Annotated in this window: 13 protein-coding genes and 1 riboswitch; of the genes, 7 read left to right on the top strand and 6 right to left on the bottom strand. The window is 61.6% G+C overall.

The features are described from left to right. Positions 1-271: 271 nt before the first annotated feature. The 5 genes from rpe (at position 272) to B5F90_RS02220 (ending at position 6342) form a co-directional block, all read left to right on the top strand. Positions 272-922, top strand: coding sequence for a ribulose-phosphate 3-epimerase (rpe, locus tag B5F90_RS02240; protein ID WP_087360752.1), 651 nt, complete (start codon positions 272-274; stop codon positions 920-922). Between the two features lie 126 nt (positions 923-1048). Continuing rightward, positions 1049-3016: an ABC-F family ATP-binding cassette domain-containing protein gene (locus B5F90_RS02235; protein WP_087360750.1), complete on the top strand. Its 1968-nt coding sequence runs from the start codon at positions 1049-1051 to the stop codon at positions 3014-3016. 103 nt (positions 3017-3119) lie between these two features. Next, on the top strand, positions 3120-3851 hold the full coding sequence (rlmB, locus tag B5F90_RS02230) for a 23S rRNA (guanosine(2251)-2'-O)-methyltransferase RlmB (RefSeq protein WP_087360748.1): 732 nt from the start codon (positions 3120-3122) through the stop codon (positions 3849-3851). 171 nt (positions 3852-4022) lie between these two features. Further along, positions 4023-5738 carry a DUF4153 domain-containing protein gene (locus B5F90_RS02225; RefSeq protein ID WP_087360746.1) on the top strand — a complete coding sequence of 572 codons (1716 nt, stop codon included), beginning with the start codon at positions 4023-4025 and terminating at the stop codon, positions 5736-5738. Between the two features lie 19 nt (positions 5739-5757). Further along, the gene (locus tag B5F90_RS02220) at positions 5758-6342 is read left to right on the top strand and encodes a YgjP-like metallopeptidase domain-containing protein (protein ID WP_087360744.1); all 585 of its coding nucleotides are present in this window, start codon (positions 5758-5760) and stop codon (positions 6340-6342) included. Between the two features lie 56 nt (positions 6343-6398). Here the strand turns inward: B5F90_RS02220 and B5F90_RS02215 are convergent, their stop codons facing one another. Together B5F90_RS02215 and B5F90_RS02210 are read right to left on the bottom strand one after the other, a co-directional pair. Beyond that, positions 6399-7829, bottom strand: a complete 1431-nt coding sequence (locus B5F90_RS02215) for an MFS transporter (protein ID WP_087360742.1) — start codon at positions 7827-7829, stop codon at positions 6399-6401. Positions 7830-7919: 90 nt separating this feature from the next. After that, entirely contained in the window at positions 7920-9491 is a 1572-nt protein-coding gene (locus tag B5F90_RS02210; protein ID WP_087360740.1) for a glycerol-3-phosphate dehydrogenase/oxidase, read from the bottom strand. 194 nt (positions 9492-9685) lie between these two features. On the opposite strand from B5F90_RS02210, the gene B5F90_RS02205 reads away from it, so the two are divergent. Further along, on the top strand, positions 9686-10483 hold the full coding sequence (locus tag B5F90_RS02205) for a DeoR/GlpR family DNA-binding transcription regulator (RefSeq protein WP_087360738.1): 798 nt from the start codon (positions 9686-9688) through the stop codon (positions 10481-10483). A gap of 181 nt (positions 10484-10664) precedes the next feature. On the opposite strand, the gene B5F90_RS02200 is transcribed toward B5F90_RS02205, so the two are convergent. Continuing rightward, positions 10665-11432: a glycerophosphodiester phosphodiesterase family protein gene (locus B5F90_RS02200; RefSeq protein ID WP_087360736.1), complete on the bottom strand. Its 768-nt coding sequence runs from the start codon at positions 11430-11432 to the stop codon at positions 10665-10667. 410 nt (positions 11433-11842) lie between these two features. On the opposite strand from B5F90_RS02200, the gene galK reads away from it, so the two are divergent. Continuing rightward, positions 11843-12973: a galactokinase gene (gene galK, locus B5F90_RS02195; protein WP_087361267.1), complete on the top strand. Its 1131-nt coding sequence runs from the start codon at positions 11843-11845 to the stop codon at positions 12971-12973. A gap of 158 nt (positions 12974-13131) precedes the next feature. Here galK and B5F90_RS02190 read toward each other — a convergent pair whose 3' ends face one another. From B5F90_RS02190 to fabD, 3 genes are all read right to left on the bottom strand, one after another. After that, the gene (locus B5F90_RS02190; RefSeq protein ID WP_087360734.1) at positions 13132-13653 is read right to left on the bottom strand and encodes a GNAT family protein; all 522 of its coding nucleotides are present in this window, start codon (positions 13651-13653) and stop codon (positions 13132-13134) included. Positions 13654-13704: 51 nt separating this feature from the next. Beyond that, positions 13705-14934: an ROK family transcriptional regulator gene (locus tag B5F90_RS02185; protein ID WP_087360732.1), complete on the bottom strand. Its 1230-nt coding sequence runs from the start codon at positions 14932-14934 to the stop codon at positions 13705-13707. A gap of 160 nt (positions 14935-15094) precedes the next feature. Continuing rightward, on the bottom strand, positions 15095-15976 hold the full coding sequence (gene fabD / locus B5F90_RS02180) for an ACP S-malonyltransferase (protein ID WP_087361265.1): 882 nt from the start codon (positions 15974-15976) through the stop codon (positions 15095-15097). Positions 15977-16025: 49 nt separating this feature from the next. Further along, positions 16026-16225: riboswitch (cobalamin riboswitch) on the top strand. The last annotated feature ends 183 nt before the right edge of the window (positions 16226-16408 follow it).

Raw genomic sequence — 16408 nt, 5'->3', positions numbered from 1 at the left:
AGTAGTGAATATTTCGCTTCGGCAACCCCCTCTCCGCCCCTTTTTGTCGCCGCCTCGGCTCCTGTCTCGAGCCTCGGCCTCTACGGCACGCCGGAGCTGCCGCATGCTCTTCGCCGTCGGGCGCAGGTGACCGGTTCGGGTCGTGCAGCTGCCCGAGCTGCACCTTTCCGCCCGCCGGCGGCGGAAAAGCCGGGCGAATCGGGCGGCCGGCACTTGCAGAGCCGGATTTGTTCGCTATCTTTGTAGCAGCAACCTTAAAAAACGACCAACCATGCAAAGAATCATAGCACCCTCGATGCTCTCGGCCGACTTCGGCCATCTGGACCGCGATACGCGGATGATAGACCGCAGCGCCGCCGAGTGGGTCCACATCGACGTCATGGACGGGGTCTTCGTCCCCAACATCTCGTTCGGATTTCCCGTGCTGAAGGCCATCCGCAAGGCCACGGGCAAGTTCCTCGACGTCCATCTGATGATTGTCGAGCCCGAAAAGTACGTTGCCCGCTTCGCCGAGGCGGGGGCCGACCTGGTGACCTTCCACTACGAGGCGACGTGCGACGTGCACGGCTGCATCGAGCAGATTCGCCGCAGCGGCGTTCGGGTGGGCATCTCCATCAAGCCGGCCACCTCGGTCGACGTGTTGTGCGACCTCCTGCCGCTGGTCGACGTGGTGCTGGTGATGAGCGTCGAGCCGGGCTTTGGCGGACAGTCCTTTATCCCCGAATCGCTCGACAAAATCGCCCGCCTGCGCACGCTGGTGCAGGAGCAGGGGCTCGAGACGCTTATCGAGGTCGACGGCGGCATCTCGTCGCGCAACGCCCGTGCGGTGTTCGATGCCGGTGCCGAGGTGCTCGTGGCCGGCAGCGCCGTCTTCGCCGCCGCTGACCCCGAGGCCGAAATCGAGCGGATGCTCTGCGTCTGAGCCTGCATCCCGCCTGCCGGCCTCCGGCCCCGTCTCTCGTTTTGCCGCCTTGCGGGGTGATTTCCGCTCCGCCGGGGGCGGATTGTCGGGAGAAATCGCTACCTTTGCGCTGTTTTTATTCCGATTATGATTTCGCTGGACAATCTTACCGTAAGCTACGGGGGCTGGACCCTCTTCGACAATATCTCGTTCCTGATTAACCCCAAGGACCGCATCGGTCTTGTGGGCAAGAACGGAGCGGGCAAAACCACGCTGCTGCGCATCATCACCGGCGAGCAGCAGCCCACCTCGGGTGCCGTGACCATCAACGGCGAGTGCACTATCGGCTATCTGCCCCAGACGATGCGCGTGGCCGACACCACGACGCTGGTCGAGGAGACGGCCAAGGCCTTCGACGAGGTGTTGCGCCTCGAGGCCGAAATCGCCTCGCTCACGCGCGAAATCGCCGAGCGCACCGACTACGAGAGCGCCGCCTACGAGCAGCTGCTTCACCGGCTCAACGACGCGCAGGACCGCTACCGCATCCTCGGCGGCGAGACGCGCGACGCCGACATCGAGAAGACGCTGCTCGGTCTGGGCTTCCGCCGCGAGGATTTCGGCCGCGCGACGAGCGAATTTTCGGGTGGCTGGCGCATGCGCATCGAGCTGGCGAAGCTGCTGCTGCGCCGCCCCTCGATATTCCTGCTCGACGAGCCGACGAACCACCTCGACATCGAGTCGATTCAGTGGCTGGAGGAGTACCTGCGCAACTACAACGGCGCCGTGCTGCTCATCTCGCACGACCGCGCCTTTCTGGACAACGTGACCACGCGCACGGTCGAGCTCTCGATGGGCAAAATCTACGACTACAAGGTTCCCTACTCGAAATACGTCGTCCTGCGCGCCGAGCGCCGGGCGCAGCAGCTGGCCGCCTACGAGAACCAGCAGCGGATGATTGAGAAGACCGAGGAGTTCATCGAGAAGTTCCGCTACAAGCCCACCAAGTCGAACCAGGTGCAGTCGCGCATCAAGCAGCTGGACCGTCTGGAGCGGATTGAAATCGAGGAGGAGGACCTCGCGACGCTCAACATCAAGTTCCCGCCCGCTCCCCGTTCGGGGCAGATTGTGGCCGAGGTCCGCGACGCCGGCATGTCGTTCGGTTCGAAGCATGTCTTCAGCGGCGCCAACTTCACCATCGAGAAGGGCGACAAGATTGCCCTGGTGGGGCGCAACGGCGAGGGCAAGACGACCATGGCGCGCATGCTCATCGGTCAGCTCACGCCCACCGAAGGCTCCATCCGTCTGGGTGCCAACGTCAACATCGGCTACTATGCCCAGAATCAGGACGACCTGATGGATGGCGACTTCACGGTCTACGATACGCTCGACCGCGTGGCCGTGGGCGATATCCGCACCCGCCTGCGCGACATCCTGGGCGCCTTCCTCTTCCGCGGCGAGGATATCGACAAGAAGGTCAAGGTCCTCTCGGGCGGCGAGCGGGCGCGTCTGGCCATGGCCCGCATGATGCTCGAACCGCGCAACCTGCTGGTGCTCGACGAGCCGACGAACCACATGGACATGCGCTCGAAGGATATCCTGAAGAGTGCGCTGATGAAGTACGACGGCACGGTGGTGGTTGTTTCGCACGACCGTGAATTCCTCGACGGCATGGTTCAGAAGGTCTACGAGTTCCGCGACGGCGGCGTGAAGGAGTATCTGGGCGGCATCTACTACTTCCTCGAGAAGCGCAAGCTCGAGTCGCTGCAGGAGATTGAGCGGCGCGACGCGCCGGTGGCGAAGACGGTGGCAGCACCCAAAACCGCGAAGGGAGGAACGGAGCCTGCCGCGGCGCCGCTCTCGGGCAAGGCCTCCTACGAGCAGCGCAAGGAGCAGGAGAAGCTGCTGCGCAAGCTGCGCAAGCAGGTGGAGGGCATCGAGGCGGAGTTGGCCGACATCGAGCGGAAGATTGCCGAATACGACGCCCGCTTTGCAGCCGGCGGCGCGTACAACGAGGCCGACTTCAAGGCCTACAACGACCTGAAGGCGCGCTACGACCACCAGATGCACGAGTGGGAGAAGGCCTCCTACGAGCTGGAAATTACCGAAGGCGAGTAGCTCCGCCGGGGGCGCTCATCCCGCACCGCCGCATGCTGCAGGCATCGGAGCGGGCCGCCCCGGAAACTCCATATCCCGAAACCGCGAAAAACACCAAACGACGATGGAAAATATCATTTTCGGAATACGCCCCGTGGCCGAGGCCATCGAGGCGGGCAAGCAGATAGAGAAGCTCTACATCCGCAAGGGTGCCGAGGGGGCGCTGATGACCGAACTGCGCGACCTCTGCTTCCGCCACCGGATTCGGGTGCAGGAGGTGCCCGTCGAGAAGCTCAACCGGCTGGTGCGGGGCAACCATCAGGGGGTCGTGGCGCAGATTGCCGCCATCGAGTATGTCGAGCTCAACGACATTCTGGAGCGGGTGCCCGACGACGAGACGCCGCTGGTGGTCCTCTTCGACGGGGTGACCGACGTGCGCAACTTCGGCGCCATTGCCCGCTCGGCCGAGTGCGCCGGAGCCCACGGCCTCATCGTGCCGCTCAAGAATGCAGCGCCGGTCAATGCCGAGGCGATTCGCTCGTCGGCCGGGGCGCTGACGACCATCCCGGTCTGCCGCGTAGGCTCAATACGCAATACGCTCAAGTTGCTCCAGACGGAGGGCTTCCAGGTGGTCGCCGCCACCGAGAAGAGCCGCAAGCTGCTCTACGACGCCGACTTCCGCCGTCCGACGGTCATCGTCATGGGGGCCGAGGATACGGGCATCTCGAAGGAGGTGCTCAAGCTCTGCGACGAGCAGCTGGCCATCCCTCTCATCGGCCACATCGAGTCGCTCAACGTCTCGGCCGCGGCTGCCGTGATGCTCTTCGAGGTGGTCCGCCAGCGCATCGGCCAGTAGCCGTTTCCGCGTGCGGACAGTTCGCGTGCGCACGCTTTCGGGTGAGGCCCTTCCGGGTGTATCCTGCCGCTGCGGAGCTGTTGCGGGTAGCAGGGTAGCACACCCATGTGGGCGAGGGCTGTGTATCCCGCACACGAACAGAACATCCGATAACCCATAACCCAAGTGAATATGGAGCTGAAGCAGAAATTCCGAAACGGGCTGAAGGCGCTCCGCGAAGGGGCTGTCTCCGTCGTTCGCCGCCATCCGGTGGAGCTGGTGCTCTTGCTGGCACTCACCGTTACGATGCTTGTCTATCTCGAGCGGGAAGATACGCCCGCCTCGTGGGTGACCCTTCTGGGGTGGAGCGCGCTCGTGCAGCTCATTGTCAACCTGTTGGTCGGGCAGGGCCCCTGGCGCCGCATCTACTGGGTTGTCTGGCTGCCGTTCGTGCCGCTGGCGCTCTGGCCGGGGCTTCCCGAGTGGCTGACCACGCCTCAGGGGCTCGTCTCGCTGCTGGTGCTCACGCCGCTGGCGCTGCTCGCCTGCCGCCGTGCGCGGGAGAACCGGCAGTTTGTCTCCGACGTGGCGGTCTACCTGCGCTCGGCGGTTCTGGCGATGCTCCTCGCGTATGTCGCATACGGACTCTTCGAGGCGATTCTCTGGTCGACGGTTGTCATCTTCGGCTTCTCGTCCGATTCGGATGCATGGGTCGCCCGCCTCTCCTTGTGGCTCGAGATACTGAACCAGTTCTTCGTGGTGCCGGTGCTCTTTATGATGATGCTCGACCGCTGGCTCCATCGCGGCGTCTCCGGGGGGCGCATCCTTGAGGTGATGCTCAACTACATCTTCACGCCGGCCGTGGTCGCCTATGCGGCCATTCTTTACCTCTACCTGCTCAAAATTCTCTTCACGTGGCGGCTGCCCGACGGCGGTGTGGCCTATCTGGTCTTCGGCTTCACCATTGCGGCGCTGCTGGTCAAGGCGCTGCGCGAACTGCTCGCGCGGCGGACGCTCGACTGGTTCTACGACCGCTTCAACTTTCTGTCGCTGCCGTTTGTCGCCTTGTTCTGGGTCGGCGTAGCACGGCGTGTGGGTGAATACGGACTGACCGAGATGCGCGTCTGGCTGCTGGCAAGCGGTGCGGTGATGTCGTTCTGCGTGCTGCTCTTCCTTTCGCGCCGGGCGGGACGCTACCTGTGGGTCGTGCTGGCGGCCATGGTCACGGCGGCCATGCTGCTCTACATTCCGCCCCTCGAACCTGCACGCCTTGCCGTTCGTTCCCAGACGCAGCGCGCCGAGCGTGCCGCCGGGCGGCTGGGCATCCTCACCGCCGGGGGACGCATAGACCTGGCCCGGTTTGAGGCCGACACGACGCAGCGCCGCACGTGCCGCGACCTTTACGAGGCGCTCGATTACCTCGAATACCGCGATACGCTCGCCATGGGCCGCTTCGGGGTCACCCCCGACGAGTTCCGCCATGCGGTTCCCTTTGCCCTTGAGGAGGAGTACGTGACGGAGGCCGGAGCCGGAGAGGAGGAGTGCTGGGTGACGCCGTCGTCGAGCCGTCGGATTGAGGGAATTGACCGTTTCAGAACCTTCTATGCCGATTTCGACTATGCGAACGGCAGCTCCGGAGGCTTCTTTGTCCAGGATACGCTGCGCCTCGCCTTCGGCGATGACCGTCCCGATTTCCGGATTACGGGCGGCGCGTTGATGGAGCAGATGCTCCTGCGGGTGCACCTCGATGCGGCAAGCGCTACGGAGGAGGACTTCGAGCGTGAGAAGGACCGCATGCTCTTCTACGAGGATGACGACATTCTGATTCTCTTCTCGAGTGCCTGCTTCCGCCGCGATTCGGTCTGGAGGCTCGACCATGTTGCGGTCGACTGCGCCATGACCCGATAACCCTCCGACAAACCGACCGATGACCGAGCAGTGCACCATCATCCATCCCCGTCTGGGCGAGGTGACCCTCGCCCGCACCTCCCGTGCGCGGCGCGTCACGCTCTCGGTGCGGCCGTCGGGGGCCGTGCGGCTCTCCTATCCGTGGCGCTTCGCCCAGGCCCGGGCGCTTGAGTTCCTCGAGTCGAAGGTTGCGTGGGTCGAGGCGGCGCGCGAGCGGATGGCCCGCCGGCAGCCGGCCCTGTCGCCCGAGCTGTCGGACGAGGAGCGTACGGCGCGCATCGAGGAGCTGCGCCGCGCCGCCCGCGAGGACCTGCCGCCGCGCATCGAGCGCTGGTCGCAGCTCACGGGCCTCCGTTATACGAAACTTACCATCCGCGCCTCGCGCTCGAAGTGGGGGAGTTGCACGGGGCAGAACCACATCTCGCTGAGCCTCTTTCTGATGACCCTTCCGGAACATCTGCGCGATTTCGTCATCCTCCACGAACTTTGCCATACGCTTCACCACAACCATTCGCCCCGCTTTCATGCGCTGCTCGACCGTCTGGTCGGCGGACACGAAAAGGCCCTCAACCGTGAGTTGAGGGCCTATACGACCGGTCGTTGAACCGAGCCGGCCGGTCTCCCTCCGCCTGCCGGGCCGACCGGCAGGCGGATTGTCTGTTATCGGGTCGAATCTACCGACATCTTTTCGCGGCGCCAGGTCGTTGCGCAGAAGAGCGTGGCGAGCAGCGAGCCGATGACGAAAATCCAGAAGGTGGCGTTCCAGCCTCCCGCGCTGCTTTCGGCCACCGAGCCGATGACGATTTTGGCCAGCAGTGCATCTCCGAACAGATAGCCGAAGAGTCCGACGAAGCCGGCAGCCGTACCGGCGGCATTCTTCGGTACGAGGTTCAGCGCCTGGATGCTCACCAGCGCCACGGGGCCGTAGATGCAGAAGCCGATGACGCAGAGCGCCACGTAGACAATCGTGCGGCAGATGGCCGTCGGGTCGCCTCCGAAGCCGCCGGCGAGCAGCTGGGCCACGGCGGCAGCCTTCCAGTAGAGGAGGATTCCGAGCAGCACCAGCACCATGTAGAGCACGTTGGCCGGAGCGCAGCGCCCCTTGAAGAAGCGGGCCGAAATCCAGCCGCAGATGAGCGTGCCCGGCACACCGGCATAGTTGTGGAGCGAGAAGGCGAGGTTGCTCTGCGAGGCGTCCATGATGTTCATCTCCTGCAGGTAGACCGGAGCCCAGTCGCTGATGCCGTAGCGTACCAGATAGACGAAGGCGTTGGCCAGCGCGATGAGCCAGAGAATCTTGTTCTTGAAGATGTAGTCGACGAAGAGGCGGCGGAAGGGAATCTTCTCCTCCTCACCCTTGGCTGCCTTGACGGGCGAGTAGTCGTTGCGGTACTCGTCGATGGGCGGCAGACCACACGACTGCGGCGTGTCGCGCAGCGCCCACCAGCAGAAGAGCGCCAGCAGCAGGGCGATGCAGCTCGGGAAGATGAAAGCGGCGCGCCAGGTGTCACCCCAGCCCAGCGCCACGAAGAGCCCCACACCCAGCGTGACGAGCAGGCCGAGCGACCCGCTGCCAATCGTGTGCGAGGTGTTCCAGACCGACATCTTGAAACTTCGCTCGTTTTGCGAGAACCAGTGTGCCATGATGCGGCCGCAGGGAGGCCATCCCATGCCCGAGAGCCAGCCGACGGCCAGCATCAGGATGAAGACCACCGTGACGTTGAGCCCCGGATTGGTGTGGCTGTAGGGGAAGAGTCCCGTGCCAATCATCAGCAGCGAGGAGAGAATCAGTCCGACGACCAGGAACTTGCGGGCGTCGGAGCGGTCCGAGAGGCTTCCCATGATGAACTTGCTGAAGGCGTAGGCAATCGAGATGGCCGAGCCGGCGATGCCGACGCTTGCCTTGTCGAGCAGCCCCGCCTCAATCATGCCGGGTGCAGCCAGCGAGAGGTTCTTGCGGACCAGGTAGTAGGCTGCGTAGCCGATGAAGGCGCCCAGAAAGACGCGTAGACGCATCTGGCGGTAGCGCTTGTCGATTTTGTCGGCCGGAAGAAGAGGCTTGGCGGCCGGTGGATTGAAAAAGCTGAACATGAGTCGGGTTTTCGTTCGAACGGGTCCGGCGGAACAATCCGGCGGACCCGTATCGGTTAATCGTTAATTGTAGTGGTACGGAAAGGTCGGTTATTTCTGCTCAAAGATATAACCTTTTGCCAATTCCGTGAACTTTTTCACCTGCTCTTCTTCCCAGGCCTTGTCGCGACCCAGCTCGCGGGCTACGACGGCGGCAACCTTCGGAGCGGCGGTCATCGCCTCGCGGGCGTCGACGAAGAGCATGCGCACGCGGCGTGCCAGCACATCCTCGAGCGTCATGGCCATCTCCTCGCGTACGGCCCATACGACCTCGGCCATCGTGTAGTCGAACTTGGGCGAGAGCTTCTCGCCGAGCTCGGGATTCTGACGAATCAGCTCGAGAATCTTCGGCTCGTCGCTTCCGTAGACATACATGTGGTCCTTGAGGTTGGGTTTCGGGCGGTAGCCGTGGATGTGGAGCTTCTTGGTGACGCACTTGCGGGCGGGAAGTCCCGCTACCTCGATGGCGCGGTCGACCGTATCCTCGGCCATGAGACGGTAGGAGGTCCACTTGCCGCCGGTGATAGTCACCAGACCGTTGTCCGAGACGATAATCTTGTGGCTGCGCGAAATCTCCTTTGTGCTCTTGCCCTCCTTCTTGGGTGCGGCCAGCGGGCGCTGTCCGGCAAATACCGAGAGGATGTCCTTGTAGGTCGGTGCGGGGTTCATGTAGAGGCCAGCCGTTCCCAGGATGAAGTCAATCTCCTCCTTGAGCGGACGGGGCTCCTCCTCGGCCTTCGGGCGCACGATGTCGGTCGTACCCACGACCACCTTGTCGTGCCAGGGCACGGCGAAGAGCACGCGGCCGTCCGAGGTCTTGGGGACCATGATGGCGTAGTCGCTCTTGAGGAACTTCATGTCGAGCACCAGGTGCACGCCCTGGCTCGGGGTCACCATCTTGCGGTGCTCGGGGCTGTCCATGTGCATGATGTCGTCGACGAAGCAGCCGGCGGCATTGACCACGCTGCGGGTATTGAGCTGATAGCTCTCTCCCGTGAGGTTGTCGGTGAAGGTCACTCCGCTGACGCGCCCCTCGGCGTTGTGCAGGATGCCCGTCACGGTTGCCTGGTTGACCACCACGCCGCCCTGCTCGATGCAGGTTTCGGCCAGGTTGACCGCCATGCGCGAGTCGTCGAACTGACCGTCGTGATAGACGACGCCTCCCTTGAGACCCTTCTCGACCGAGGTGGGGAGGTACTTCATCACCTTCTTGGCCGAAATGAACTTCGACCGTCCGTATCCGAAGCCGAACGAGAGCATGTCGTAGAAGGTCAGACCGCAGAAGTAGAGGAAGTTGTCCCAATAGCTGTAGTTCGAGATGACGAACGCCTGGTCCTTGACCAGATGGGGTGCGTTGGCCTTCATGCGGCCGCGCTCGCGCAGCGCCTCGAGCACGAGCATGACGTCGCCGTGCTGCAGGTAGCGGACGCCACCATGGACGAGCTTGGTGCTCCGGCTGGAGGTGCACTTTGCAAAGTCGGTCTTCTCGAGCAGGGCAACGCTGAAACCGCGCGATGCGGCGTCCACTGCGACGCCCAGGCCCGTGGCACCACCGCCCACTACGACCATATCCCAGATTTTTCCTTTTTCGGATAATTTTTCGAGTTGGGTTGATCTTTTCATAGGTTTATGAATTTCGTTTCGGAACAAAAGTAGCTATGATTTTTTATATTTCAAAATATTTGCCCTTTTATTTCAAAATGAAACTGAATTTTATTCCGAAATGTCCGAAGTGTTGTTAATTTTGCTCCCGATGCTTCCATTTCCGAATATATTTTCGTATCTTAGCGTAAATAATCAACGAAAAACGCTTTTGAATGAATAATCAAGTCGGTGAAGAGTCCCTGCTGAGCCTGCCCGAACGGCACAGCCGTATTCTGGCGCTGCTGCAACAGCACGGGTCGATTTCGGTCACGCAGCTGGCCGAGATGTTCAAGGTTTCGGAGGTGACCATCCGCAAGGACCTCTCCTACCTCGAATCGCAAAAGAAGCTCTATCGTACGCACGGCAGTGCGATTCTCATCAGCCCCTACATCAGCGACCGCCACGTCAACGAGAAGGAGAAGCGCAATGTGACCGAAAAGCGTGCCATCGGAGCCGAGGCTGCGAAGCTGCTCGAACGGGACGATTCGGTCATCATCGCTTCGGGTACTACGGTGGCTTTCCTGGCTCATGAAATCAAACCGGTCGGGCGGCTGACCGTCATCACGGCTTCGGTGCCCGTCACCTCGATTCTGTCGCAGAAGTCGAACATCGATGTAATCCAGCTCGGCGGCATCACGCGCAGCAGTTCGGTATCGGTGGTGGGCCCCTTTGCCGAGGAGATGCTCAAACACTTCAACTGCAGCAAGCTCTACATGGGCGTCGACGGCATCGACCTCGAGTGCGGACTGACGACGACCAATCTGCTCGAGGCGGCGCTCAACGGCGTGATGATTAACTCGGCACAGAAGGTCATCGTGCTGGCCGACAGCTCGAAGTTCGGCCGTCGGGGCTTCAGCCGGATTTGCAGCCTCGATTCGGTCGATATGATTATCACCGACAGCGGGGTGCAGCCCCATATCCTCAAGGAGCTTCGCGAGCGGGGCATCGAGGTGCGCGTGGTTGAGGTCTGAACCGCCTCCGTCCCGTCGGCGCAGGTGGTGGCTGCCGCATTGTGCCGGCCGCCGTGTGCACCTGTCGGAGCGTGCCGTAGGGCAGTTCCGGGATAGAAAAGCAGAAGCGCGTTGCCGCATGTCGGCAACGCGCTTCTTTCGTATCGCTCCCGGCCCGGCGCTGCGACGCCGGGGTGCTGAGCTATTTCTCGCCGATGAGCTGCTGCAGCTGCTCGGGGTAGTTGGTGGTGATGTAGTCGACACCCAGGTCGATGAAGTAGCGCATGTCCTCCTCCTTGTCTACGGTCCAGACGTTGACCTCGAGGCCCAGCTTGTGCGCCTGCTCGACCCATTCGGGATGCTTGCGCAGCGCCTCAATCGAGTAGTCGATGCCGGCCAGACCGAGCTTCTTGATTTTCTTGGGCGTGAGGTCGCCGTCGAGGTAGTAGATTTTCGAATCGGGCAGCAGCTTCTTGAAGGCCAGGCAGGCGTTGAGCGAGAAGGCGATGATGTCGGTCCGCTCGACAAGGCCGTACTTGCGCAGCGCCTTGACGATTTTTTCGGCGGCGAGGTCCTCGCGGCTGAGGTCCGAGAGCGACTTCATCTCAAGCACGAGCCGCGTGTCGGGTTTCGTCGTCACCAGCTTCAGATAGGCGTCGAGCGTCGGGATGTTCTCGCCGTTGGCCAGCACGATGTTGCAGATATCGCGCTGTGTCGAGCGCTCCATGTTGATGTCCGTCCCCTTGAAGACGCGGTCGTGGTTGACGATGAGCCGGTCGTCGGCCGTGAGCCATACGTCGATTTCCGAGGCGAAGACCCCAATCGAGTCGGCCTTGGAGAACGAAGCGAGCGAGTTCTGGGCCGAGTTGGGGGCTTTCCAGTAGCCTCGGTGGGCGATGACCTTGGGCTGGGCCAGAGCCGAGCCGGCACCGGCAGCCAGAAGGATGAAAAGAAGCGAAAGTTTTTTCATGGCATTCAGGTTTGAGTAATTACAAAACGAAACTTAAAACAAAGATAGGGAAATTTTGCCAACCTGCAACAAAAATTCTTCGGCCCGGCCGACGTTTCATGGTTTTGTCATCGCCCCGGTTCTTCCCCGTTTCTGCCCGCGGTTCTCTCTATGGCCCTATTTCACCCTCTGTTCTTTGCTGTTCCCGGCCGCCTGCGTTTGCCGTTTTCGCGGCCTGCGGACCTTTCTCTCCACGGTCGGTTACCTTATACTCCACACGTGTACGGGCAGCAGGGTAGGGTGGTGACGGCGGAGCGGTGTGACGGATGCATGAAGCGTAAGTTTTGCGGCTGCCGCTTTCGGATTTCGGAAAAAATGCCTATCTTCGTAAAGTTTGAATCCAACCAAAATATTGACTTATGAATAAGAATATGAAGGAGCAGCTTCTCGCCAAGTTCCGGGAACTCTACGGCGAGGGGGCATCGCTCTTCACGTCACCTGGACGCATCAACCTCATCGGCGAACATACGGACTACAACGGTGGCTTCGTCTTCCCCGGAGCGGTGGACAAGGGTATCATGGCAGCCATCCGTCCCAACGGCACGGAGCGCGTGCGGGCCTGGTCGCTCGACATGAACGAGGCCTCGGAGTTCGGTCTGGGCGAGGCGGACAAGCCCGCACAGTCGTGGGCGCGCTACATCTTCGGCGTCTGCCGTGAGGTGCAGAAGCGCGGCGGCCGCATCGGCGGCTTCGATACGGTCTTTGCGGGCGACGTGCCGCTGGGTGCGGGCATGTCTTCGTCGGCGGCGCTCGAATCGACCTATGCCTTTGCCCTCAACGAGTTGTGGCAGTGCGGCATCGACAAGTTCGAACTGGCGAAAATCGGCCAGGCGACCGAGCACAACTACTGCGGCGTCAACTGCGGCATCATGGACCAGTTCGCCTCGGTCTTCGGCAAGCGGGGCAATCTGATTCGTCTCGACTGCCGCTCGCTCGAGTATGAGTACTTTCCCTTCGACCCGAAGGGATACCGTCTGGTGCTGCTCGATTCGCGCGTGAAGCACGAGTTGGTGGGGTCGCCCTACAACGACCGCCGCGCTTCGTGCGAGCGGGTGGCCCGGGTGCTGGGACAGGAGTTCCTGCGCGGCGCCACGATGGAGCAGCTCGATGCCGTGAAGGGGCAGATTTCGGAGGAGGATTACAAGCGTGCCCGCTACGTCATCGGCGAGGAGTGCCGTGTGCTCGATGTCTGCGATGCGCTGGGGCGGGGCGACTACGAGACGGTCGGCCGTCGGATGTACGAGACGCACTGGGGTATGTCGAAGGATTACGAGGTGTCGTGCGAGGAGCTTGACTTCCTGGTCGAGGTGGCCGAGGCGTGCGGCGTCACGGGTTCGCGCATCATGGGCGGCGGCTTCGGCGGCTGCACCATCAACCTGGTGAAGGACGAACGCTACGACGACTTCATCGCAAAGGCCCGGGAGCAGTTCGCTGCCCGTTACGGCCACGAGCCGAAGGTCTACGACGTAGTCATCTCGGACGGTTCGCGCCGGCTGGAGTAATACACTTATTTATAAATTGGTGAAAAATCCCGCAACCGAAAGGTCGCGGGATTTTTTGTGTCTTGTCGCTGTGTCGGGTCGGGTGGAGCCGTGTCGGGCCCCGGATTGGATGCCCGTTTTGCTTGGGGTGGCTGCACGTCCGGTGCTCCGCATCCGCCTCAGAGCATGCGCTGGAGCATCACCTCGTCGCAGAACCCTTCGGAGCTCCAGAGCCAGTCGCGGCGCGTGCCGGTCTCGATGAATCCCGCCCGGCGGAAGAGGGCCAGGCTGGCCTTGTTGCCGGCGGCGACGCTGCTCCACAGCTGGTGGAGCCCCAGCACCTCGCGGGCGTACTCCGTCAGCAGCTCGAGGGCCTCCGAGGCGTAACCCAGACCCCGGAGCTCCGGGTCATGGACCAGAATGCCGACGCCGGCACGGCGGTGCTGCGGCTCGAATTCGAAGAGGTCGAGCGCTCCGACCGGGCGTCCCGTCTCGAGCGCCTCGATGATGAGGCGCATCTGGCGCGTCTGGTAGATGTCGAACTGCTGCTCGTCGACGAAGCGCTGCAGCTGATGGCGCGAGAAGGGGGCCAGCGTGCCGCTGACGTGCCAGACCGCGGGGTCGTTCTCCCAACGGTACATCGGCTCGACGTCGTTGGGTTCGACGGCGCGCAGGCGGATGAGTTTGCCTTCGAGTCTCATGTTTTTCGATTCGGTGCGGGTCGCGGGGTGCCCGCTGCCTCCGGATGAGCTTTACAGTCCGATGATTTTGTTGCGGATGAGCATCGCTACGCCCCAGGCGTTGGCATTGTCGCTCATCTTCGACAGGCGGAACTTCGTATCCTTGTAGACCAGGTTGAGCGAGTATTTGTTGGTCGAGGATTTGAGCGGCAGCATGATGTAGTCGCCCGCTGCGGCCAGGTTGCCGCCCACGATGACCGTCTCGGGGTTGAACGTGTTGATGAGGAAGGCCACCGCCTTGCCCATCTTCTCGCCCGCCTCCTCGATGAGCTCGATGGAGAGGTTGTCGTCGTTTTTGGCCGCGGCGATGATGTCGTCGATGTGGATGCTCTTCTGCTGGTCGTACTTCTCCTTGAGAATCGTATTGCGCCCGTTCTCAATCAGATGGCACATCTTCTCCTCGATGGCGATACCCGAAACCTCGGTCTCGAGGCACCCCTTCTTGCCGCACGAGCAGATGATTTCGTTGTCGAAGAAGGGGATGTGGCCGAACTCGCCCGCAAAGCCGCTCTTGCCGTAGTAGAGCTTGCCGTCGATGACGATGCCGATGGCCACGCCGCGGCCCAGATGGAGGTACAACACGTCGCTGTCCTCCTTCGACTTGCCGCAGGTGTACTCCGCATAGCAGCGGGCTCGGGTGTCGTTCTCGAGCAGTACGCGGATGCCGATGCGCGACTCGAGAATGTCGCGCAGCGACTGCTCGCTCGTGGTGAAGTACTTGTAGCTGCGCCCCGTGGCGGGGTTGACGCGGCCCGTCATGCAGACGCCCACGCCGAGAATCTTGCTGCGGTCGATGCCGCACGTGGCGATGAAGTGCTCGATGTTGCTGCAGATGCGCTCGAGGCACTGCGGGCGGTCGAGCAGCTCGAACGTGTTGTCGTACTCTTCCTTGATGATGTTGTTCTGCAGGTCGGTAATCAGGAAGCTCATCTTGTCGCGGTTGACGCTCACTCCGGCGAAGTAGATGGCCGAGTTGGCCAGGCCGAAGATGTTGGGACGCCGTCCGCCCGGGGTCTCCACCTTGCCCAGGTCCGTCACGATGTTCTCGTCGACGAGCTCCTGGACCAGTTTGGTGATGGTCGGTACGCTGATATGCAGCTCCTTGGTCAACTCCGACAGCGTGCATTCGCCGTTGATGGCCATGTGAGCGATGATGTTACGTTTGATGATGCTGTTCTTGTGCGTGATGCCCTTCAGCTCATCGTCCTCGTGCTTGTTGAAGAATTCTGTCAGCGATGCCATTCCTTTATCTCATTATTTAACCGAACTTCGGCAAATATAATAAGAATTATTAAAAACGCCAATATATTTTAATAAAATTTAATATATTTCGTTCCAAACGGCACAAAAAAAGAGGAAGGGACTGAAAAACAACCCCTTCCTCCTGTGCCGTGCAGTGGTACTACAGCGTCGATTTCGATTCGACAACAGCCTCCTTGTCGACCTTCTTGATGAGGCCCTGGAGCACCGTGCCGGGGCCGAGTTCGGTGAACTCCGTCACGCCGTCGGCGAGCATGTTCTTGACGATGTAGGTCCAGCGTACGGGGGCCGTCAGCTGGGCAATCAGGTTGGCCTTGATGCGGGCGGGGTCCGTATAGGGCTTCGCATCGACATTCTGGTAGATGGGGCAGCTCGGCGTCTGGAAGGGAGCCTCCTCGATGGCCTTCTGCAGCTCCTGCTTGGCGGGCTCCATCAGCGGCGAGTGGAACGCACCGCCCACGGGCAGACGCAGCGCACGGCGTGCACCGGCCTCCTTGGCCTTCTCGCAGGCAGCCTCGACGGCCTCGACGGCACCCGAGATAACCAGCTGGCCCGGGCAGTTGTAGTTGGCTGCAACGACCACGCCGTCAATCGACGAGCAGATATCCTCGACAACCTTATCCTCCAGACCGAGGATGGCGGCCATCGTACCGGGCTGCGCCTCGCAGGCGGCCTGCATGGCCATGGCACGTTTCGAAACCAGCTTCAGACCATCCTCAAACGAGAGGGCTCCGGCAACTACCAGTGCCGAGAACTCGCCCAGCGAGTGGCCGGCAACGGCATCGGGCTTTACGCCCAGCGCCTTGGCCATGATGACCGAGTGGAGGAATACGGCGGGCTGCGTCACTTTGGTCTGCTTGAGCTCCTCGTCCGTACCGGCGAACATGATGTCGGTGATGCGGAAGCCGAGAATCTCGTTGGCCTGCTCGAAGAGGGCCTTCGCCTCGGGTACGTGTTCGTAGAGGTCCTTGCCCATGCCTACGGCCTGAGCACCCTGACCCGGAAATACGTATGCGTGTTTCATGATTTCCAAATAATTTTTGTTTGCGTGGGCAAAGATACGAATTTATTTTCTAAATTTGCACCGCAATGGTTCACAAAGAGTTCACAACCACTCCGCGTGATTAAATGGGAATGCCGTGAAATTCGGCAGCAGTTCCCGCTGCTGTAAGTTCCTCAATGGGCGCAATACTCTTTGCCACTGGTCCTTGGGACCGGGAAGGCATTGCGTTCGGAACAAGCCAGAAGACCTGCCTTGCATCCTTCGGAAGAGGACTCTTTTTCGGACACGTTCTGCGGCGAACGGAGGTGTCGGACATCAGGTCGTTTCATCGTTCGATGTCGGATAGGCCGGCGGTCCCGGGTGCGGTCGGAAAAAGGTTCGTTCTCCGAGTGCGGAGGGGCGGAGCCTGCGCTTCGCGTGCGGTTTGCCGAGCATATGTTCAACCAAAATAAC

The organism is Alistipes sp. An31A, from assembly GCF_002159425.1.
Taxonomy (GTDB): domain Bacteria; phylum Bacteroidota; class Bacteroidia; order Bacteroidales; family Rikenellaceae; genus Alistipes; species Alistipes excrementigallinarum.
Note: the sequence above shows the minus strand (reverse complement) of the source record. Positions and strands in the feature narration are given on the sequence as shown.